Source organism: Glaciecola sp. G7-5, from assembly GCF_055808975.1.
On record NZ_CM147892.1, the window covers coordinates 4,840,783 to 4,863,249 of the forward strand.

Annotated in this window: 18 protein-coding genes and 1 pseudogene; 9 read left to right on the plus strand and 10 right to left on the minus strand. The window is 42.0% G+C overall.

All coding sequences use genetic code 11. The features are described from left to right. Nucleotides 1-64: 64 nt before the first annotated feature. Nucleotides 65-445, minus strand: a complete 381-nt coding sequence (locus AC0L6H_RS21235; protein ID WP_473391405.1) for a SirB2 family protein — start codon at nt 443-445, stop codon at nt 65-67. 120 nt (nt 446-565) lie between these two features. Further along, nucleotides 566-724 (minus strand): annotated as a pseudogene (locus AC0L6H_RS21240) (cupin domain-containing protein); the annotation flags it as partial. A gap of 264 nt (nt 725-988) precedes the next feature. On the opposite strand from AC0L6H_RS21240, the gene AC0L6H_RS21245 reads away from it, so the two are divergent. The 4 genes from AC0L6H_RS21245 to AC0L6H_RS21260 all read left to right on the plus strand — a co-directional run bounded on the left by AC0L6H_RS21245 (nt 989) and on the right by AC0L6H_RS21260 (nt 4,754). Next, nucleotides 989-2,290 (plus strand): HlyD family secretion protein, encoded by a 1,302-nt coding sequence (locus AC0L6H_RS21245; protein ID WP_473391406.1) that lies wholly within the window; start codon nt 989-991, stop codon nt 2,288-2,290. Between the two features lie 61 nt (nt 2,291-2,351). Then, entirely contained in the window at nt 2,352-3,971 is a 1,620-nt protein-coding gene (locus AC0L6H_RS21250) for a peptidase domain-containing ABC transporter (protein ID WP_473391407.1), read from the plus strand. Continuing rightward, the gene (locus AC0L6H_RS21255; protein WP_473391409.1) at nt 3,928-4,488 is read left to right on the plus strand and encodes an ATP-binding cassette domain-containing protein; all 561 of its coding nucleotides are present in this window, start codon (nt 3,928-3,930) and stop codon (nt 4,486-4,488) included. The genes AC0L6H_RS21250 and AC0L6H_RS21255 overlap by 44 nt, the downstream gene beginning before the upstream one ends. Nucleotides 4,489-4,541: 53 nt before the next feature. Further along, entirely contained in the window at nt 4,542-4,754 is a 213-nt protein-coding gene (locus AC0L6H_RS21260; RefSeq protein ID WP_473394614.1) for a response regulator transcription factor, read from the plus strand. A 45-nt stretch (nt 4,755-4,799) separates the two neighbouring features. Here the strand turns inward: AC0L6H_RS21260 and AC0L6H_RS21265 are convergent, their stop codons facing one another. Next, the gene (locus AC0L6H_RS21265) at nt 4,800-8,765 is read right to left on the minus strand and encodes a translocation/assembly module TamB domain-containing protein (RefSeq protein ID WP_473391410.1); all 3,966 of its coding nucleotides are present in this window, start codon (nt 8,763-8,765) and stop codon (nt 4,800-4,802) included. Beyond that, the gene (locus AC0L6H_RS21270) at nt 8,765-10,555 is read right to left on the minus strand and encodes an autotransporter assembly complex protein TamA (RefSeq protein ID WP_473391412.1); all 1,791 of its coding nucleotides are present in this window, start codon (nt 10,553-10,555) and stop codon (nt 8,765-8,767) included. Before AC0L6H_RS21270 ends, AC0L6H_RS21265 begins: the two co-directional genes overlap by 1 nt. 179 nt (nt 10,556-10,734) lie before the next feature. Here AC0L6H_RS21270 and AC0L6H_RS21275 point away from each other — a divergent pair, with 179 nt between their 5' ends. From AC0L6H_RS21275 to AC0L6H_RS21285, 3 genes are all read left to right on the plus strand, one after another. After that, the gene (locus AC0L6H_RS21275) at nt 10,735-10,917 is read left to right on the plus strand and encodes a hypothetical protein (protein ID WP_473391413.1); all 183 of its coding nucleotides are present in this window, start codon (nt 10,735-10,737) and stop codon (nt 10,915-10,917) included. Nucleotides 10,918-11,002: 85 nt separating this feature from the next. Next, nucleotides 11,003-11,971 (plus strand): ATP-grasp domain-containing protein, encoded by a 969-nt coding sequence (locus AC0L6H_RS21280; protein ID WP_473391414.1) that lies wholly within the window; start codon nt 11,003-11,005, stop codon nt 11,969-11,971. Between the two features lie 175 nt (nt 11,972-12,146). Then, nucleotides 12,147-13,622, plus strand: coding sequence for a capsule assembly Wzi family protein (locus AC0L6H_RS21285; protein ID WP_473391415.1), 1,476 nt, complete (start codon nt 12,147-12,149; stop codon nt 13,620-13,622). Nucleotides 13,623-13,710: 88 nt separating this feature from the next. Here the strand turns inward: AC0L6H_RS21285 and hslU are convergent, their stop codons facing one another. The 4 genes from hslU to AC0L6H_RS21305 all read right to left on the minus strand — a co-directional run bounded on the left by hslU (nt 13,711) and on the right by AC0L6H_RS21305 (nt 18,855). Further along, nucleotides 13,711-15,039, minus strand: coding sequence for an HslU--HslV peptidase ATPase subunit (gene hslU / locus AC0L6H_RS21290; RefSeq protein ID WP_473391416.1), 1,329 nt, complete (start codon nt 15,037-15,039; stop codon nt 13,711-13,713). Nucleotides 15,040-15,070: 31 nt separating this feature from the next. After that, nucleotides 15,071-15,595 (minus strand): ATP-dependent protease subunit HslV, encoded by a 525-nt coding sequence (hslV, locus tag AC0L6H_RS21295; RefSeq protein ID WP_473391417.1) that lies wholly within the window; start codon nt 15,593-15,595, stop codon nt 15,071-15,073. A gap of 261 nt (nt 15,596-15,856) precedes the next feature. Beyond that, nucleotides 15,857-16,468 carry an SPOR domain-containing protein gene (locus AC0L6H_RS21300; RefSeq protein ID WP_473391418.1) on the minus strand — a complete coding sequence of 204 codons (612 nt, stop codon included), beginning with the start codon at nt 16,466-16,468 and terminating at the stop codon, nt 15,857-15,859. Between the two features lie 83 nt (nt 16,469-16,551). Further along, entirely contained in the window at nt 16,552-18,855 is a 2,304-nt protein-coding gene (locus tag AC0L6H_RS21305) for a primosomal protein N' (RefSeq protein ID WP_473391419.1), read from the minus strand. Nucleotides 18,856-19,222: 367 nt separating this feature from the next. Here AC0L6H_RS21305 and rpmE point away from each other — a divergent pair, with 367 nt between their 5' ends. Then, nucleotides 19,223-19,435, plus strand: a complete 213-nt coding sequence (rpmE, locus tag AC0L6H_RS21310) for a 50S ribosomal protein L31 (RefSeq protein ID WP_473391420.1) — start codon at nt 19,223-19,225, stop codon at nt 19,433-19,435. Between the two features lie 206 nt (nt 19,436-19,641). Continuing rightward, nucleotides 19,642-20,886 (plus strand): malic enzyme-like NAD(P)-binding protein, encoded by a 1,245-nt coding sequence (locus AC0L6H_RS21315; RefSeq protein WP_473391422.1) that lies wholly within the window; start codon nt 19,642-19,644, stop codon nt 20,884-20,886. Nucleotides 20,887-20,959: 73 nt separating this feature from the next. Here the strand turns inward: AC0L6H_RS21315 and AC0L6H_RS21320 are convergent, their stop codons facing one another. Next, on the minus strand, nt 20,960-21,670 hold the full coding sequence (locus tag AC0L6H_RS21320; protein ID WP_473391423.1) for a hypothetical protein: 711 nt from the start codon (nt 21,668-21,670) through the stop codon (nt 20,960-20,962). 95 nt (nt 21,671-21,765) lie between these two features. After that, nucleotides 21,766-22,464, minus strand: coding sequence for a phosphopantetheine-binding protein (locus AC0L6H_RS21325; RefSeq protein ID WP_473391424.1), 699 nt, complete (start codon nt 22,462-22,464; stop codon nt 21,766-21,768). Nucleotides 22,465-22,467: the final 3 nt, after the last annotated feature.

Below are 22,467 nucleotides of genomic sequence, written 5' to 3' on the forward strand. Positions count from 1 at the left end.
GACAAAGAACACAATTTATTCATTTATAAAAATAATAAATTATTTATGCTTCCCTTTTTAGTTTTTAGAAAAAGATGAAAGGCTGGCGAGAAATAGCCACATTAATCATAAAGACATAGGTAAGTATGGCGAGGACACCTGTTATCGCTTTTACCTTAGCGGTTTTTCCCCGCTTAATAGCAAAGCTTCCTAAACCAATATACACAATCAATGCCGTTATCTTTGCGATTAACCACGGATTTTCCAAAAGTGATAGCTGTAAACTAAACAAAAGGTATAGTGCAGCGCTTAGCAAGCAAGTATCGATGACATGTGGCGCTATTTTTACCCATTTTTTGCTTAGCAACTTATCATCAGTCACTGCCCAAGCGAAACGCAGACAAAAAAAGCAAATGCTCGCAATGGCCAAGGAAATGTGTAAGTGTTTTACAAAAAGATAGGTCATCAATCGCCAAATTTAAGGTCATCAATCTGGCAGATAGTAACGCTATTTATGCGTATGTGCAAAACACAAGCTGAGCTCGGGTCTAATGCGCTAGCCCAGTAAAACACCTCTTTTAGAGTAACTGCCTGGCGCATATCTCACGACAGATGTCGTTCTGGCAACCTCGTCACCCACCCGGTCTAAAGGGCGGCGGCTAACACCTGCCATCGGTGCATCTACCCATGCCATGGATTCGCTGTGAACGACTGCAGGTTTAGAAAAATCATTGTTGATGTTCATTGCTTGCTCCAAAGTATTTCATCAAAAACTCATGCGCCACCATAGCCCAAATAAGCATAATCCACACAGGCAGAATGACTACTGTTTTACCTAAACAAAAGTTCAGCCATAAAAATAGGACATTTTTTGCAAGATTAGAAAATAGCGCTTTTTTGTCTTTATTTTGACAGCTTTTTCGAATTTTAAATTCTAGGCTTGTGCTCAATCTTCAACAGCAAGGGCGTGCAAATTGCCTCATAAAATGCGAATAAAAGGACGATGAGAATGGACAACAATGAAGAAAAGCCCAAAAGCAAATCAATCTTTAGGCAAGCTGCAATCGACGCAAGTTTTATGCAGCAATATGGAAAAGTCACTTTATTACCGCAGTTTAGCCACCTTGGCCTATTCTTTCTGAGTGCTCTATTTGCTGTTGGTGGGCTCGTGTTTATTAGCACCCAAGCTTTTTTTGAAACAATCGATGTACAAGGTTGGGTGCGCACGACAAAACCAAACATAGATTTACGAAGCCAAGAGTCGGCTGGAATTGTAAAAACCCTACTGGTTACTAATGGAAGCAAAGTTAAACAAGGAGACACTATCGCCATACTAGCTCGCTCCAAAGGAGAGGCACTTGGCAGCAAAGGAATAAAAGAACAAGAAACGCGAATACGCCAAGAGCAAAGCCATCAACATGCAGTGTTACAACAAAAACAAGACACCCTAAAGTTGGCAGCCCAAGCAATATTGCGGCGTCAAATTCAAAGCGATGAGCAAATCACGCAAATTTCGCAGCATCAAGAAAAACATCAAGGACAACTAAAGATTGCCAAACAACGCTGGCAGTCACTTAAAGAATTACTAGCACGCGGTCTCATCTCGCTTATACAAGTAGAACAAAGTGAGCTGCAAATGCTGTCATTGCATCAGCAAGACTTTGAGCTTTTTATGAACAGGCAAAATATACAGACTCAGCGCAACGAATTGCAGCAACAATTGTTTGCCAATAAACAGCAACAAAAACAAATTAGCCACGAAATGGATTTACTAAATATTAAGACACAACAACAACTAGACGCCCTAATCAATGATACACAAATGACGGTAACCGCCCCTAGCAGTGGCATTATCGACAACCTACAAGTTGCCCAAGGAAAAGCCGTTGCCTTTAATCAGGTGATAACACAAATAGCGCCATCTAAGCCACAATACTATGTGCAATTAGCAATCCCTTCCCACCAAGTTGCTTTCTTACGAAAAGATCAGCATGTAAACATCAAAGTGGCAGGTTTCGCTTATCAAAAATACGGCAGTTTGCAGGGAGTCGTGTCACACATCTCTGAACAAGTGATTGCACCGCGGGACATTAACGGCCTTACGATAGCTGCCAATCAGGCGCTTTACCTTGTCAATATCGACATTGACTACACTCCTCCAAGCTCAAGTAAGGATGAAATTTCCCTGCGCTCAGGCATGGCAATCAGTGCATCGGTTAACAAGCAAGAAACGACAATTCTAAGATGGTTGTTAGCGCCCCTATTTGAGCTTGTCCGTCCGGTTTTCGCTAGAAGAGAAGCTACCCTATGAATAGCGCGAGCAGCAGTGCCCTGCCCTTAAATACACAGTGGTTTTCAAAATTACGCTTTTCGTGGCGAAAAAAGTCCCTATGGTAATGCAAGCTGAAGCAAGTGAGTGCGGCCTTGCCTGCCTTTGCATGGTGAGCAGCTATTTTGGTAAGCATCTTTTACTCAGGCAATTGCGCAACATGATGCCGGCGAGTCAGCAAGGTATGAGCATGAATCACTTAATTGACTATGCTCAACTGCTAGGGCTATCGTCACGAGCTTTAAAGCTCGAATTAGAAGATTTAGCACAGTTGCAACGTCCGGCTATATTGCATTGGGACTTTTCTCATTATGTAGTACTTACAAAAGTAAGCGAACGCTATGTATATATTAGCGACCCTGCTGTTGGCGAACGCAAGCTCACTTGGTCTGTCGTCAGTGCAAGTTTTACCGGTGTCGCATTAGAACTCCAACCTAACCAAACTTTTCGCCAACTTGATAAATCAAAAACCTTATCGCTTTGGGATTTTGTGAAGCCCGTGAAAGGTATAAAGCGGCAACTTAGTTTTTTACTCGCTTTGTCACTGCTGATTCAAGCTTTCGCGTTAGCGACGCCTTTTTATATGCAAACCGTAGTCGATAAAGTCCTGCATACGTCAAGCGAATCATTGCTGCTAGTACTAGCCATTGGTTTTAGCTTGTTGTTGCTTGTTGAAAGCACTACCCAATGGCTTCGTGAAGTGGTATTGCTGCGCTTCTCACATGCCTTTAACCTTCATATTTCAAGCAGTGTATTGGCGCATTTGATGAGTTTGCCACTGGCTTACTTTCAGCGCCGTCACATGGGCGATATTGTAAGTCGTTTTAGTTCTCTGCAAGCTGTGCGCGATACGCTTACCCAAGGCCTTGTTAGCGCCCTTATCGATGGTCTGTTAAGTGTCAGCACGCTAGTGCTGTTGTTTGTCTACTCTCCCTTATTGGCCGCTGTTGTGGTGGCGGTTGTTATTTTATATAGCATTGGGCGCTGGTGTTTGTTTCATCCAGTAAAACAACTCAACCAACAACTATTACACAGCGATGCTGAACAACAAAGCTACTTCATGCAGTCTATTCGAGCAGCACGCACCATTAAACTAGCCAACACAGGTGCTCAAACCCAAGCTAAATGGCTCAACTTATTTGTCAAGAATCTGAATCAGAACATACGTTTAGGGCAGTGGAATATCAGCTTCTCAATCGCTAACAAGTTATTATTTGGCGCTGAGAATATAATTATTATCTATCTTGGTGCAACATTGGTTATGGCCAATGAGTTTAGCTTAGGTATGCTGTTTGCGTTTATTAGTTATAAAAACCGCTTTGTTGGCTCCTCTGCGAGCCTTATCGAAAAATGGATCGAATACAAGATACTCAATGTGCATTTGGCGCGTATCGAAGACATTGTGCACCATGCTCCAGAAATATCTGTCGATAGCTCCAACAGGCTTGCATTAGCCGGCCAAACTACCTTTAGTAAAGCACGCAAAGAAAGCCAAGCCGCTCAACTGAGTTTGCACAAGGTGTGTTTTCGCTACCACAACAAACAGGCTTATTTATTCGAAAATATCAACTTAGAAGTTAGTGCGGGCGACTTTATTGCCATTATTGGGGCTAGTGGTTGTGGTAAAACCTCACTTCTTTTATGTTCTGCTTGGTTTGCTTGAACCAAGCAAAGGGCACATTTCACTTAACCAATCGCGATTTACCTTGCAAAGCAGGCAATATCACAAAATTGCCGCCGTCATGCAAGATGACCAACTACTGAGTGGCAGCATAGTAGAAAACATCACCCAATTTGCGCAAAACATCGATATACAAAAGGTTATTGAAGTCGCCCAAGTTGCCTGTATCGACAACGATATTATGGCAATGACGATGCAATACCAAACCCTTATTGGCGACATGGGGGACAGCTTAAGCGGCGGCCAAAAACAAAGAATTCTATTGGCAAGAGCTTTATACCAAGACCCCGACTTACTAATACTAGATGAAGCGACTAGCCATCTAGATGTAGGCACAGAGGCAAAGGTATGCGCCAATTTAAAAACAATCAATAGCACAATTATTATGGTTGCACATCGACCACACACTATCGCTACGGCGAATAAAGTGTACAGCTTATCAAAGGCAGGCTTAAGTCAAATCAGTTCTGCCCTTGGATCACCGCCCGCGGCAAACTAGCCGCCTTTACTTTCAACAACACGCAAATTAAGCGTAAAAGGAAAAATATTATGATGAGTAATATAGAAATACTATCAAACAGGGAAAAGCAAATTGCTATGAAAATTATGGATGGTTTGCCCAATAAACTCATAGCCTGTGACTTGTTCATAAGCGAGCGCACAGTCAAGTTCCACTGCGCCAACATTTACCGCAAACTTGACATTCGAAATCGACACGCCTTAGTCGCGAAGTATTATCGCGAATTGCTCGGACACAAGGACTAGTCGATTATTAAGGTTAAAATCAACACTTCTTTGCTGCGGTTTTAACTATTCGCCCCGCGTCCATTCATAAAACACATCAACCGCACTTGTGGCGCCACTTTTAGCTTCTAAGTACATTTGTGGTAAAAGTTGATAACGTAAAATAACTTCACTGGCTTGGTCAAACAAACCCACACCATAAGTCACTTGGATATTGTCAGAAAGTCTTCCTGTCAATTGCACTTGGGTATTTGCCCCTTGTCCCGCGGTCTGTAAATTAAGTGAATCAAAGCCTAAGCTTTTGCCAAAGCGATTGACGCCATTTTCACTATTTCCCACACCAAAATTGACCAGCATATTGACCAACATCACATCCTGATCTTGACCTTCACCGCCATTAATATCGGTTCCTTGCAATAAATACGACAGCTGTCTAGCTTGAGTCATGGTGGGTTGTGAAAAAAGCTCCACTTTCGGGATAACGGGATTACCACTCACACGTATTCCCGCCACTACATTGTCAGCCGTGTTTAGCGGATTACGTACCGCTGTAATATCAAACTGCGGCAAACTCGGCGCACCGTTAAAGAAAATAGATCCTTTTTGAATTTGAAGATTTTGACCATAAGCCTCATAACTTCCACTTAAGACATTAACTGAACCATAAACATAAGTCTCTAGCGGTGAAAACTCACCTGAAACAGGATCTTTTGTTTGACGCACTTGTACATTGATGTCCCCTCCTAAACTGGCTTTTAAATCTAATGCGTTAATCGTCACGCGTTTAAGCTTAGGTGGGTCTAACAAAATACGAATATCAATATCTAGACCAATAGGTAACAAAGGTGGTTCAGGCGGTTTTCCAATAACAATGGTATCGTTGCTAGGCGATTTTGCACTTTCAGGTAACTCTTCTATTTTTATTTGCGCATTTGGAATAGTGACTTCGCCTTTTAAACTAAAATTACCTGGATCAAGCGCAATTTTGAGAGAAGGTGAGGCCAATAATTCATTTTCTGCAAAGGCAAGTTGCATGCCGGCACCATTTATTTCACCTTCAAAGCTAAAGGGCTTATCTTCATCAAATAAAATAAGTGTACCCGAATAATCAGCCGTGCCTGCGCCTAACTCAAATTCACCCTCAATACTTGCTTTTGTATCAACAATAGTAATATTTTGATTAAAGTTGGTGATGGGGTAAGGGTAGTTATCAAGCACCAACTCAACATCAGAAATTTGTAGTTCACCGTTAAGTTCTGGCTCGACTAAAGGGCCGTCAAACATAATATTTCCTACGACTGCACCATTGAGTTTTTCAACACTGGGAATAAAGCGCTGCAACGGAGAAAGGATGAAGTTTTCTATTCGCAGTTGGCCTTTATGGCTTCGGTTTTCAGGATCAAGATTCAGTTTAGAACTCAGGCCTATCGCTCCTGTAGCATTAGTTCCTGCAAATAGGTTGGTTTTTAGTATTTGGTCAACAAGCGACGAATTGGCCACTAGTGCTTGTAATTCTATTTTATGCTTCGATGTCGTAATATTAGCTTGCGTCATAAGACTATAGGTGTCGACTTGAATTCCTTTTTCGGCTGAATATAGCAGTTCAATATCGGTACTTAGTGGCAGGCTGCTACCTGGTTTAATTAAATCCGGCAAGTAGTGTAAAAGCGGAATTTTTAAATTGTAGTTTAGCTTAGCATTAACTTCACTGAGTGCCTCTGAATATTGTATTTGTTCGAAGCATAAGGTTTTATTGCTCTGGTCTGTTGATGTGCTAATTTGTCCGCTCACATCGCTTTGGCCAGACATTGTAGACGACAGCCAACAATGAGACCTTATGCTGGCTCTGTTTTGATTCACACGAATCGCTGTCGGTTTTTCAAGTACAAAACTGTCAAAGGCTGAAGCAAAAACACCACTATCCCACTGACCTAGCCAGCGCCAGTCTTTTTCATTGACTATCGCTTCACCGCTTAGCTTTTGGCTGGTTGAATAGTCTGGATGGGTTAAATCTACACTCAGCGTATGCGCTGATAAGTTGCCGTCAATTTCAATATCAACTTGTTCAGCGAGTAAGGCTTCTTGCGCAATTTTGCTAAGGGCGATTCTTACCTTAGTTTGCCAATCTTTAGCGATATCTAAAAACAACTCCACTTTCGCATTTTTTAGCCTAAGCTCATCAAATAGAAGATTATTTATATCGATATTAGCCACTAGATTGGGTTTATCTACATTGCCTTCTATATCAATTTGGCCGATTACGGTGCCCTTTGCCTTAGGATACAAACTACTCATATCAGCTAGGTCGATATTAAGCGTTAAGGCTGCCTTTGTTTTTTCAATCCACTGGGTGTTTGCAATTTCTGCGGCTCCTAGCTCGCTCGTGTTAATACCATACGGCAGCTCAAATGTGCCCTTAGTGGTTACATGATTTTTCCCCTGATGTAAATCAAGAGCGTTCACATCCACTAAACCAGATTTGCTAATGACAACATCACAAAGCATGGATAAATCATAGCCTTGAAAACTACCCTCAACATTTTTGCAATTGAGCTGTCCCCATAATTTAGTCGCAGTAACACTGGCAGCTAAGTTAATGTTGCCCTGTAAATTAGTGTCAAAATTAGGCAATAGTGGCTTAAGCTGAAGCTTGTTAAAAGCGATGTTAGTTAAAACAGCGACACCATCCTTACCTTCAAACTGGCTGAGTTTTGCTTCTAGGCTCGCGCTTAGTTCGCCTATATCACCGCTACTTTTAAGCTCTTTTACCTTTATATATTTATCGTTTAAGGAGATGTCAGCAACAAGCTTAAGTTCCCCGGCTTGTTCATTATCGACCTTTAAAGAGCTGCTAAGCTGGTAGCCATCAACATTTCCTTTTATCAGCGCATTCACTGCCGACACCGGTATGGCCGTTTGAGGCAACCAAGCATTCGTTATTTGCTGATAATTCTTTGCGCTTAAGTTAATGTCCACAGGGAGCTGGTCATCACCAATATCGACATCAGAAGTTAGACTAATTATTGGCTCTGGTACTTTAGGTGAATTTACAGCTAAGCGGGTGCTAGTTAGGCTGCCGACTAACGACAGCTTAAGCCCTTGAGCATTGCTTACCGTAAGTTTTGTGTTTGGTAACACGCTAATATTAATGTCATGACTAAAATTCTCAGCAAGATTTAGCTTTGCTTTTAAGTCAACAGCAGATAGCAGTTGATTTTCGGCCTGTGTCTTTGCATTAAATGTTATTTTTTGCTTATTTATTGTTGCATTCATTTGCGTGTTTAATAAGCAAAGTGGCGTCGTTTGCTCAACGCACACTTTTTTAAACGACACATTATTTATGTCAGCATTGATGGGGATAAATACCTCGGGCAAAATAACAGGCTCATATTTGGCACTTTTCAGCATCTCAATCCAATCTTCGGTGGGGACTTTCTCCTGAGGCGTATTTTGTTGAGTGTTGCCATCCTCGTTTGCCGCAATGATGCTTATATCGTTGACGCTAAACTCATTTATGAGCAAGTTTTTATGCATCGACAAACTCGTCTGTATTTTTTCTAACTTAGTTAACAGTACTTTTTCCGACGCTATTTTTTGGCTAAACACCTGTAAACGTTGAATAGAGAATTTATGTAAGTAAGCGGCCAGTGGTAGCTCTATATATTCGCTGATAGGTTCTGAGGCTTCGCTTTCAACGTTATTTTCTTTTAGCACTATATCGAGGTTTCGTGCACTAAAGTTATCGATACAAGCTTCACCAGCAAAGATACAATTAAGCCCGATATCGAGTTTTAACAACTCGCCGCTAATCTCAATTTGTTCATTAGTAAAGCTAACTTTGCCAAGGGTCACTTCTGAATAAAAACTGCCAGATGCGTTTTCAATTAACACGCCTTCTTGGTCGTTTGCCAAGCTCACCATAGTGCCCACGCCTACAGGTGAAAGTAGCAATAGGATGACAGCAAGTAAAAATGCTAAAATGCCTAGAAAAATGTAGGCAGCGTATTTGCTTAGGCTAGATACATTCATCATTATAGTCCCGGCCCGATGATTATATGGAATTGAAAGTCTTCATCGAAGCTTGCATCGCCTCGTGCAATATACATCTGCACATTTCCGATGGGTGAAAGCCAATGTGCACCTATACCTATACCAGTTGCGATATCACTTGCAAATTTGTTATTCGCGCTACCGGCATCAACAAAAAAAGCAGCTCGCCAATTCTCCGTTACGTTATAAGCATATTCGACACTAACGACGGCCAAATACTTACCTCCAATAAATTCACGTACTATTTCATCATCAATAAGCACGTCCTCAAATTCTGATACTTCATTAAAGCCGAAGCCTCGAATACTTTGGTCTCCACCGGCAAAAAAGCGCTGGGTAGAAGGAACTCGAGAGAAGTCGTTAGTCGCAATAGCACCAGCATCGGCTCTGAAGGTAAATCGATGTTTGTTGTACTGGCGAATCCATTTGGTTTTTGCCAATATTTTAAAGAAGTCGATATCTGAAAGTGCACTTTTACTTGCTGCTTGCACGGTTAGTTGTTGACGGTCACCCCAATTCACAAAAATATCACCATCTTTGCGTGTGCGATTAAACGTAAAACCAGGCATAACTAAACGCGTCGTTTGTTCTTCTTGCAAGCCTTGAATAAAGGATTCTTGTTCTATTTTCAAAAAGCCAATTTTATCCCAGCCGTCTTCTTGTTCTGCGCCCCATTGGCGTAATACTTCAAAGCCCACGTTGTCACTTTTCGTTTGGTATTCTTCGGTTTGTTTTACGCTCACCCTATAATTTAAAAAGTCATTTAAGGGGTTTGCTTTAGGGATCCTATAGTCAAGGCTCACAGACTTTCGAGGATTTGAGACATAAACATTTGCACCTAAAGAATGGCCATCTAGGTTTACCCATGGACGCTCCCAATCAAAGCTCACGCGGGCTTTAGTATCGGTCGAAAAGCCCACTCCAAATTGATAGAGGTCTTTAGGTTTGGGTTTCAAAATGAGCTCAATGGGCACCATCTTGTCAACAGCTTTGGTTGCATTGGCGCGTGCAATCGCATTTTCAAAGTAACCCGTTGTCGCCAAATCAATAGAATATTGACCTATCTTAGACTGATCAAAATACTCGCCTTGTTTAAAGGTTTTTACTTTGCTAGCGATTTCGTGGCCGCGAGTTTCTTGTAAAAACTCTATGTTGCCAAATTTGTAACGCTCACCCAAATTAAACAGCCAATGTACCGTGGCGCCGCTTACGTTTTCATCTTCGGTAGGAATGATGAGTAACTTGTGCAATAAAAATTTGAAGTCGAAATAACCATAAAGAAGCGCAAAAGTACTGAGCTGCCCTTTAAGCGCTTCATAACGACTATGATCTAAGGCTTTGCCTTGCATTGCCTTAACTTGCTCGATCACTTCTAATAGTTTAAGTGGAATGACCTTTGTTTGTGCAGGCGCAGCCGACATGTAATCGGCTTGAATGATAACGCGATTGACAATAGTTATTTGTTTAAGCTCTATATTTAAAACAATCTCAAAATCACCACCCGCTTTATATTCAATAGGCAATATTTCTATATTGGCGTTATAGTAGCCAAAGGCTTGGATCGCTTTTTCGACTTTTTTAAGAACGGCTTGTTCAAAGTCATCTACATCAAATTCTGACACAGGAGAGCCTGCCTGTTTCACATATAATTTGATATTGTCTTCAATAGCTCCTGAATCGACACCATTGACAGTAATATCGATAGCTCGGCTGCCAAACGAGACAATTAACAACAGTACAAAACCCAGCCATTTTCGCGTATACAAACCCACTATTTTCCTTTCAATTGTTTTTCCAGTCTTTTGATCAGTTACGCAAAAGACAATCCTTCGTTAGTATAATCATCACTGCAAGGACGCAGTACAACGCACAAGGATGTGTAATTCAATCACTTGTTGTTTGAATCGCACATTTTAACACTTTCATTCAATAACCACTATGGAGAGTTACTATGAACACTCAAACAACACAATTATCTTTATTTGAAACAAAGCAAGTCAGTGGGGGCTTTAAATTACCTAGCTCCCTAACCAGCATACCTAAGCACATCAGTTTAGAAGAGAATAAGCCTAATATTCCTTATATTACCCAAGCTTTAAAAGAGCATGGCGGCATTTTCCAACTTGCCGAATAACTACGTTTGCAAGCATGAAAAGGTCTACTTTTAGGCCTTTTCGCTTTTCTTGCTTCTACGCTCGCAAAAAAATTTGGACAACAGCATGCACAACACACCCAAAATAGGGCTTATCTTGGGCCACCAATTGTCACACGAAGTTCAGTTTATTTTTCGTGAAATTGAACGCCAAGGACATGCGGCTATCATTATTGATACAAGCCAACTCGCTAGCATGGTCAATATCGAGTTTACGCCTAACAATAGCGAGTTATTTTTAATAATTCAGGGGCACAAAATAGCGATTTCACAAGTCAGTGGTGTTTATTGGGCGAGTGTTGAACCAGTATCAATAAAGCCATCACAAGACGATAGACACAACCGGCCAGCAAGGATTCTAGACGATGTGCTTACTAACCCAAACATAGACATCGCTTGCTTATTGCAATTATTGTTTTCAGAGACACAGCTAAATTGGCTCAACTCTTTTAAAGCCATTCAATTTCACAGACAAAAACCAAAGCAACTATCATTGGCGAAAAGCTTAGGTGCCAATATACCCGCCACTTATGTGGGAAACTGTCCAAAAGCCTCGATGAATTTTTTAAAAGAGCATCCCAATACAATTGTTAAGCCGGTGTTTGCAGGGGGCCTTACCAAACGCGTTCCAAGAACAATAAAAAGCTATAGCGAATTACAAAGCCATACTTGCTATCCATATACACTACAAAGCTTTATTCCAGGAGAAGACATCCGCAGCTATATTGTAGGTCAGTTTATAGTCTCAGCGAAAGTAATTGCGCACTATGAGACAAACGAAAATGCAAATTCTGCCGACTACAGAGGAGCACATAAAGTAAGTTTAATTCCTTTCGACTTGCCTATATTGCAGCAACAGCTTGCTATCAGAATTATGCGTGGGTTTCATATGCAATACACCGCAATAGATTGGCGACTTGCACCATGTGGGACCTTGTATTTTTTAGAAGCAAATCCTGCACCTTTATTTGTAGGGGCCCAACAAATGCTCGGGGTTGAAATAGACCGAGCAATTGTTGATTTGATGTTCGCATAGCTTTTCCTGCTTTTTCCTTGCAGTGTATCTAAATAAAGCACTCCGAAACTTGAGTTTATTTTTGTAAAGGTATGCAATCTATGCGGCATTTGCTATATAATTACATAACGTTAATTCTTTAGCCTCAGACCATTATTTGATCCCGTAGCTTTGCTTATATTTTTCAAGGAAAAAAATGTTCCATAGTCGTCTCATCCTCGTCATTGCTTTTTTTTGTTGCAGTGCTCTGCTAAGTTCGCAAGTCATCGCCTCAGCATATGTAGGCACCCAAGACAAACAACTTCACTATGATTTACAAACCTTAGCTGAATGGGGATATTTAGATGGGGCCGTAACGACTTACCCGTTGCCTTGGAAAGGCGTGGCGGCAAGTTTATCTGAGCTATCACCCGAGGGGATGTCATTTCGACCTCAGCAAGCTTACCTTCGTTTGAACCATTATCTCTATCTTAACAAACAACAACAGAGCCGGCGCTTTGTTACCCTTCAAGCGGCAAGTGATGATGTCCGATTTAGAAGTCTCGATGATGGTGTTGAAGACACTGCGAAAATCTCGGTATCGAGCGAATTTTATTTCGGTCGCTGGTCTGGGCAAGTTCAAGTTTCGTATACCGACGATGATGATAGCAATCGTTACTACGATAATAGTTTTCTCGCATATCAATTTGGTGACTGGAATTTGCGCATTGGCTCTATTGACCAATGGTGGGGACCTGCACAATCGTCTAGTTTAATTATGAGTAATAATACGAGGCCGGTGAAGGCCTTAGCCTTGTCTCGTTCGGTCAACACACAATCTGAAAGCCCTTGGCTAAGCTGGCTTGGCCCATGGTATTTCACCACACAATTGGGGCAGTTAGAAAAACATCGCGACATACCTGACGCCAAATTATTTATGAACCGCTTTAGCGCTCGGCCCTTTAAAGGACTAGAAATTGGTGCGTCATGGGTAGCTATGTGGGGTGGTGAGGGTGTAAGTGAAAGCTTTAGCGATTTTCTAGATATTGTTACCTTTAATCCTATTTGTGCCGACGGAAGCGAAAGCTGCGACTCATCACTAGATACCAAACTAGGCAACCATATTGCTGGCGTCGATGTAAGTTACTCGTTTGAGGTATTTGATCGCCCCGTTACACTTTATGCACAGCGCGTCGGCGAAGACGCAATTGATACATACCGTGTCACTGATAACGCGAACATGTTTGGTATTTCGACCTATTGGCAAGGTGCAAAAATATTTTTAGAAACTAGCGATACAAACATTGCTTGCGGCGCAAGCGATAACTCTTTTAACTGTTACTACGAACATGACCAGTACGAAGATGGCTATAGAACATACGGGCGCACCCTTGGAAGTACCTTTGATAGTGATGCCAAACAAGTTACCTTAGGGACTAATTTCCGCTTTAAAAATGGCGATGTGATGGAGCTTTATTTAAGAAGCGCAGATCTGAATAAAGACAAGATTAAGCCTTCACCCGTGTTAACGCGCTCAGATAGTGAGAAAGTCGTTGAAGTGTCAGGCTTTTATCAAAAACCTATTGGCAATTGGTTAATCAAAGCGGGCGCGTCAGTGGCAAAGCGCACGTTCACCGATGTTGACGACAAAGTAGATGCGCTTGTGTATGTGAAAGCACAATACGCCTTTTAGCTTTCGAATATAGAACTGCACTACCAATAAAAAAACCCGATGTAAGCACTAGGCAGCATCGGGTTTTGTATCAGATATCGTTTCTCATTTACAAGATGAAACGTGATAAGTCTTCATTATCGACTAAGGCTTGTAAATGGTCGTTCACATAGGCCGCATCGATAGTCACCGACTCGCCTGATTTGTCAGATGCGTCAAAAGAAATTTCTTCCATCAAACGCTCTAGTACGGTGTGCAAGCGACGTGCACCAATGTTCTCAGTTTTTTCATTAACCTGCCACGCGGCTTCAGCAATACGCCTAATACCCGACTCATCAAAGGTGACATTAACACCCTCGGTAGCCAACAAGGCTTTATATTGTTCAGTAAGTGACGCATTCGGTTCAGTTAATATACGCACAAAATCATCAGTCGTTAAGGCAGATAACTCAACCCTAATTGGCAAGCGCCCTTGTAGCTCAGGGATAAGATCAGATGGTTTTGCCATTTGAAACGCTCCCGACGCAATAAACAAGATATGGTCAGTTTTAACCATGCCATGTTTTGTTGACACGGTTGAGCCCTCAACTAGAGGCAACAAGTCACGTTGCACGCCTTCGCGAGAAACATCACCGCCACTGTTACCCTCGCGTTTACAAATCTTGTCAATTTCGTCTAAAAAGACAATGCCATTTTGTTCTAAAGACTCAATCGCGTCTTCTTTCAAGTCTTCATGATTAATTAGCTTCGCAGACTCTTCTTCAACTAAAAGTTTAAAGGCGTCTTTAATCTTTAGCTTTTTCTTCTTCTTTTTGTCACCCGATAGGTTTTGAAACATACCCTGCAACTGATTGGTCATTTCTTCCATACCTGGGGGCGCCATGATCTCAACACCTACCTGCGGCAATGACACATCAATTTCAATTTCTTTGTCATCAAGGCTACCTTCGCGTAACTTTTTACGGAAAACTTGGCGAGTACCTTTATCTTCGGGGGGTGTTTTGTCACCAAATGAATTCTCAGCTGGCGGAATAAGAATATCTAAAATACGCTCTTCAGCCGCTTCTTCCGCACGAAACTTAACTTTCTTTGCAGCACTTTCTTTGGTCATTTTCACGGCAATATCGGCCAGATCTCGAATAATAGTTTCGACTTCTTTTCCAACATAGCCCACTTCGGTAAATTTAGTTGCTTCGACTTTAATAAACGGCGCATTAGCCATTTTAGCAAGCCGACGCGCAATTTCGGTTTTACCTACACCTGTTGGCCCTATCATTAAAATATTCTTAGGTGTGACTTCTTGACGAAGTTCTGGTTCTAACTGCATACGTCGCCAGCGATTACGAAGTGCGATAGAGACCGCTCGTTTGGCATCGGCCTGCCCAATAATATGCTTATCAAGGGCGTGTACAATTTCTCTTGGTGTCATCTCAGACATAAATGGTTCCTTTCAGGCTTAAAGGGCAAGACTAATAATCGAGGGTTTCAATGGTTTGATTACCGTTGGTAAACACACAAATATTGCCAGCGATTGACAGTGCTTTTTCGGCAATATCCTTGGCCCCTAATTCAGTATTATTCAGCAAAGCAGTAGCAGCAGCCTGAGCGAACGGACCGCCCGAGCCTATCGCGATAAGATCATCTTCGGGTTGGATAACGTCTCCATTCCCCGTAATAATCAAAGAAGCGGTATGATCAGCGACTGCCAGCAAGGCTTCAAGCCGCCTTAAGGCGCGATCTGTTCGCCAATCTTTGGCTAGTTCTACTGCGGCTTTAGTCAAATGTCCTTGGTGAATCTCAAGCTTACTTTCAAAACGTTCAAACAGGGTAAACGCATCGGCAGTGCCGCCGGCAAAGCCAGCGAGTACCTTATTGTGATATAAACGGCGTACTTTGCGCGCATTACCTTTCATAACTGTATTGCCTAGCGATACTTGTCCGTCACCGGCAACTACCACTTGATTGCCCCTGCGAACTGAAACAATAGTTGTCATTCTTTTCTCCTGCGGGTGATTCTAAATTAAAATCACCATCAATAATCAAATGCCATGGGGACACTTCTGTGTCCCACGGGAAGTTGTATGTGTAAAGCAATACATAAAATATGAATTAACTTAGCTTGTTAACTAAGTGGGGGATTTGCTTGGCTTTTCAAGCCATCAATTTAAAGATATTGGGAATGAAGTCGCGTAAAGCCCACGAGGGACTCATAGCTTTTGCTAAAAAATCCAAATATTTATAATAAAATAAATGACTTACCAGATTTTACAGCCGTTTATCTTAGCATTTCGTAATTGATGGCGCTGTCTCTCAGCGTTTCTTTTGCGCTCATATGGGCCGAGCACAACTCTATACCAAAGACCGTTTTTACCATTGCTGGTTAATATTCTCGATTCTAAACCTTGAAATGCAATTTTTGCGCGTAACTCCTCAGCTCGGTCCATGGTTCGAAAGGAACCGCACTGCATTATAAATTCTTTGTCACTTTCAATTGGCCCAGTTACATCGACTTCAACTGAGTAATCTGGCAAGGTATCAATATATTCCCATTCTTCTTCACCTAGAACGGGCAGCGGTGCTAAGTCCTCATTCGCAGCCTCTTCTAAGGATGCACCATCATCCACAATAACAAACTCAGTGCCAGAATCTTCGCTAGGCACAGCAATTTCGTTTTCGTCTTTGCCATCAAGGCTTTGTAAACGGTACAAGCCGAAAATAAACAACGCGACAACAGCTAGTGAGATTGACACCTTTAACCAAGGTAAATCAGAGCCCGATGTCGCTTTCTTCCCGCGCGTGTTGCGGGCACGTGTTTTAGCGTTATTCTTTTTTGCCTGCGGTCGCTTAACGTAATCTTTTGGAGCCATAATGAGTCTGTACTTATGTTAACAAGGTGCGCGAAAGCGCGGTCTGTAAGTATAGGAAATTAATGTCTAAATTGCTCGATATTTTAACTAAAATCTGTGGGCATGACATCTATACTCCACCGAATCTTGGCGCTTAGCTTGTGTTGGCTAAGGGCTTCTTTAACTTGAGTCATCGCCTTATTGCTGTATTTGTGTGAAGCACTTTGCGCCACCGTAATAAACCGATACCTTGTTTGCTTTTTTTCGACGCCAGCAGGAAAAGGTCCCACGTAAGTCAATTGATTAAATTGCGCCAAGAGCTGGTTTGCGTATTGCATAAAGGTCATGATAAGCCCAACGTCGCTATGTTCAGCCCTTAGTGCAACCTGCCAAGAGATGGGGGGCAGATTAGCACTTTTTCGCTCTTGTAACAGAGTGCGAGAAAATTGTTCGTAACCATTGTTTACAAGATCTTGTAACAAAGGGTGGCCAACTTGATAAGTTTGTAACCAGACTTCACCCGCTTTGTTGGCCCGCCCGGCTCTACCGCTGAACTGGGTGACAAGTTGCGCTAGCTTTTCTGGTGCGCGAAAGTCACTACTGAATAAAAATGAATCCACATTGAGAATAATCGCCAAAGTGACATTGGGAAAGTGATGCCCCTTTGACAATATTTGAGTGCCTACCAGCAATTGATGTTTGTTGTCATCAATGGCTGCGAGCAAATCATTCAGCTTGCGTTTACCGCGAGTGGAGTCACTGTCGATACGCACACAAGAATAATCGGGAAAACGCTTAGCGAGAATCGATTGTATTTGTTCTGTGCCAATCCCTTGGGTTGTAATGTTGCTTGATTGGCATTGGCGACATTTATAAATGTAGTCTTGGTACTGGCCACATCGGTGGCATTGTAAATTGTTTGTGCTTTGATGCACTGTATAAGGATTATCACAGTCAATACAGCTTTCAACATGGCCACAAGCTTTGCAAATGAGTGCCGGGGCATAGCCTCTGCGATTTACATAGACAAGGACTTGATTGCCTTCTTTCAACTGTTGTTCAATGCGAACAAGCATGCTTGGGGCAATGCCGCCCTCCAGTGGAAGGCCTTTTAAATCAATCAAATGTTGGCTGGGCAAATTTGCACTACCGGCTCGCTGACGCAACGTAAGGTGTCGAAATTTATGACTTAGCGCGTTATACAAACTTTCTAAAGACGGCGTCGCGCTTCCGAGTACTAAGCTAATATTCGCCTGCATAGCACGATATGCAGCTACGTCCCTTGCATGGTAACGTAGTGTGTCTTGTTGTTTGAAAGACTCATCATGCTCTTCATCAACAATGATCATACCGGGATTTGCCAGAGGCAAAAATACCGCAGAACGAGTACCAATGATTATGCCCACTTGGTTATATTTTGCCTGCTGCCACACTAACAATCGCTCATGATCTGTTAGGGCCGAATGCCACACAGCAACAACATCACCAAAGCGCTGTTGAAAGCGGCGTACCGTTTGCGGAGTCAAGCCAATTTCAGGCACTAAAATCAACACTTGTTTGCCGCGTAATAAAACTTCTTCAATGACTTGTAAATAAACTTCAGTTTTTCCGCTTCCGGTTACGCCTTCAAGCAAAAATGCCGTAAATACGCTCGCTTGATTAATACTGGCGATGGCAATTCCCTGTTCTGGGTTGGCTCGTTTTTTCTCGCCTAATACGATTTTCTTTTGCCATTCACCTAGCTCTGCGCGTTCTTCTACGAGCTCAGCAAAGCCTTTATCGAGCAGCCCTTTAACAATGGCAGAAGAATATTCAGATTTCGCCTTGTCGAATTGTATTTCTGCTTTTTGCAGGGCTTCAAACAAGGTAAATTGGCGTTTACTTTTATGTAGTTTTTCTATTTTTGGAAGATCATCTTCGTTCAGTCTCTGCGCACGCAGTATTTTTATAGGCGCAAGTTGTGCATCAACAGTAGTTAACGCGTCGGTGTCTTTTGCTTCTGTGTTGTTTTTATCATCATTCTTTGCTGACGGTTTCACTTTTCGCAATAACACCGGCAGCATGCTGGCAAAGACCTCTCCTTGTGGATAGATATAAAACTCGGCGAGCCACTTTGCAAGTGTCATCATCGCTTGCGAAAAAACAGGCTTGTCATCCACTAATTTTACGACCGACTTAATTTTACTAGGCTCATATTCAGTGCTGTCACTTTGCCCTAGCACAATGCCAATCAGCTTCTTATTACCAAAGGGCACCACAACACGACTGCCTTTTTGATATAACGCTTTATCATTAGCATCAATCGCGTACTCAAATGGTCTATGCAAAGGCACAGGAACAGCAACCTGAACAAAGGCTAATGGCTTTGCAGGGGAGCTTTCATTGCTGGATTGAGGACTTGATGACATATGTTTGAAACTTAGTAAACCAGGTAATATTATGACGTTTTCGAATTATATTTTTTGCATGTGTTGTGAATAACCGCCTTGTAGCAAATCAGCGTTTAGTGACACATGAGTAAGCTAACACAAAATGCCGCCTTGAAGTATGCCCTTAAGATCATATCAGTGTGTTTTTATTACGCAAGGTAAAGGACTTATCACATAGGGCTTGTACTCAAAAAAAGAAAACACTTGCTCGTTTTTATAATTTTGTATACTATTCGCGCTCGAAATTTCCGAGTATAGAAGATTCTGTACTCATATTTAATTAACATCGCTTGGTGTGCAACTTCGGGTTGTATAGCGAGGCGGCCTTAAAATAAAAGGTATCCCCATGAAAGCTGGAATCCATCCAACATACGAAGTAATGAAAGCAACTTGTTCTTGCGGTAACGTAATGGAAGTTCGTTCTACATTAGGTAAAGACATTAACCTAGACGTATGTTCTGCATGTCACCCATTTTACACTGGTAAACAACGTAACGTTGATACTGGTGGCCGTGTAGATCGCTTTAAGAAGCGTTTTGGCGCAATGAGCAAGAAGTAATATTGCCCATTAGCTAACACAGCTAGAAATTGAAAAAACCGCTTTTATGCGGTTTTTTTGTGTCTAGAGATCCTCGTTTTCGAACCAAAGACGGTGATTAAAGGCTTGTTATAGCCTTTAATCTCAAAGGATTTGTGTTATTGTGCTGTTAATCACATTTTGCATTCTATTTTTTAGCATAGCCTCTGTTAAGGACCCAACCCGAGATGTCTGATTTTCGCCAACGCGCTCTTGATTACCATGAATTTCCAAAACCCGGAAAAATTAGTGTTGAACTGTCAACGCCCGCCGCAACTGTAGATGATTTAGCACTAGCATATAGCCCAGGCGTTGCAGAACCTGTACGAGAAATTGCCGCAGATCCTAGCATGGCGTATAGATATACTGCTAAAGGCAATATGGTAGCGGTGATATCTAATGGCACCGCTATATTAGGACTTGGAAACCTCGGCCCCCTCGCGTCTAAACCTGTAATGGAAGGTAAAGCGCTTTTGTTTAAACGCTTTGCTGGCCTAGATTCAATTGACATTGAAGTAAAGCATCGAACAACCGAAGAGTTTATAAACACCGTTGCGAATATTGCAGACACCTTTGGCGGCATCAACTTAGAAGACATCAAAGCTCCCGAATGTTTTGAAATAGAAAAAGAGCTGATTAAACGCTGTAAAATTCCCGTCTTTCACGATGACCAACATGGCACCGCCATTGTAACCGCTGCGGGCATGTTAAATGCGCTCGAGATTCAAGGTAAAAATATTAAAGAAGTCAAAATTGTTTGTTTAGGTGCTGGTGCAGCGGCTGTAGCCTGTATGGAGTTATTAATAAAATGCGGCGCACAACGTGAAAAAATATACATGCTGGACCGACAGGGCATCATTCATACGCGTCGCGAAAGCTTGACTGAGCACAAAGCCTTATTTGCAAACAATACTGATAAACGTACACTAGAAGATGCAATGGAAGACGCAGATGTCTTTTTAGGTGTTTCTGGCCCCGATTTACTGCCCCCTGAAGCACTCGCACTAATGGCGCCAAACCCAATCGTATTTGCCTGTTCAAACCCCGACCCTGAAATTAAACCCGAATTAGCCTTAACGGTTCGCCAAGACTTAATAATGGCAACGGGACGTTCTGATTACCCTAACCAAGTAAATAACGTATTGTGTTTCCCGTTTATCTTTCGCGGGGCACTAGATGTACGCGCGTCACAAATAAATGATGAAATGAAAGTAGCTGCGGTAGAAGCAATAAGACGTGTTTCTAAAATGCCCGTCCCTGAAGAAGTGCTTGTTGCAAGCAATACCAAATCATTAGAGTTTGGTAAAGACTATATCATCCCTAAACCAATGGATCCTCGTTTGTGCAAAGCCATCGCGACCGCAGTAGCAAATGCCGCAATAGCATCTGGCGTCGCTCAAATTGAGACCCTTCCAAGCGACTATTTGAGCTAGGGTTTTACCCTAGCGTCATAGTGAGAAAGAGTGACAAAAAGTTAGTTCGGCGCTAACACCAATAAGTTATAGCTCACCAAACGTAGTAGATACGAAGCCCAGCGAAGAATTGGTGGGCTTCTTCACCTTCGCCAAGTCCCCGCTTAATAATACTCCCGGCAAACGTCCTCTCGGCCAAGGCGCTTAATGAAACGCCTTTTGCAATTTCATAATCCATGATGACACCAAGTGAAAAGTGATTGTAGCCATCTTTGTCACCGCCAGCATACCCATAGTCATATGCCACCAAGATATGCGGCGTAATGGATGCAAGAGGATTTATTTGTATACTCTTTCTAACCCCAAGATTCACAAAAAAACCATTACTTTGAGTGCTATGAGTTATATTTGAAAAAGGCGTAACACTCTCAAAACTTGTATAGGCCAATGCCAAGGTAAGCTCGTTGTCATTTTCACCGTTGGCAAGAAACTCAAGACGAGTATATCCAATCGCATATTGAACGCCGGCAAAAGCATCAGCGTACTCTAAGTAAATATTAAGCTCGTCATAGTCTATCGCTGAATCTGCGGCTAAACCATAGGCTACACCCAGCGAGAAGTTTTCATCATATTGACCAGACGCATTGACCCAATAAATCCCGCCTTTATCCAATTGCTGTCTACCCTCCGTAACATATTGGCTATCATAACCAAGGTCTACTTCAGTAGCGTTTGCAACTGAAAATAATGAAGTTGCCAGCACAAATACTGACAGACTGGTGTTAAATATTACTTTAAAGCTCATCTACATTCCTGCAATTGGTTTATCATTAAGCACAATGATAAACGCGATTAAAACATGGCGTTGCCTAGTATAATCAATACTTGTTATTGATTATACTAATCTTCGTCTAATTCATCTAACTGACTAGAAATAAGATCTAATTCACTTTGCTCTATAGTTGGGAGTGCTGACGCCTCATTTTCCTCTTTATTTGCGGAATCAGTGGACATGCGATTAAGCCAATTGGCTTGTTCATAAATGGTTGAATATTTGAAGAATATTTCTGGTGACACATCATAACCTGCACTTTTCACTCTTGAAAGTATACGGATACTGAGCAGAGAATCACCACCCACTTCAATAAATTCATCATGCACACTTATTTCACCGATGCCGAGAACGTCACACCAAATTTGCGCTAGACTTCGTTCTATGTCATTGCTGGGTTCCACAAAATCTGGGTAGCTTGTTTCTTGGTCACCAATACTAGCGTCAGTAGAGCCAGACAAAACCTGCCATTGATAATAAGCTAGGTTTTTACGATTTAACTTTCCTTGCTCTTGTCGCGGAATTTCACATACAGGCAAAATTTCTTGTGGAACAAAGTAATCAGGCAGCGTTGATTGTAACTGTTTTCTTATGTTGGCAATATTTGGATATTGATCATTAGTCGTACGAATACAGGCCACAAATGTCTGTTTTGTTTCCAGATTATTACCTACATATTCATAAACTTTTTTCACCAACATTTGTTGTTGCGCTGGCGTTAACGCTTCAATGTCATGTTGGTATTGCTCTTGGCGCAGTATACTCATAGC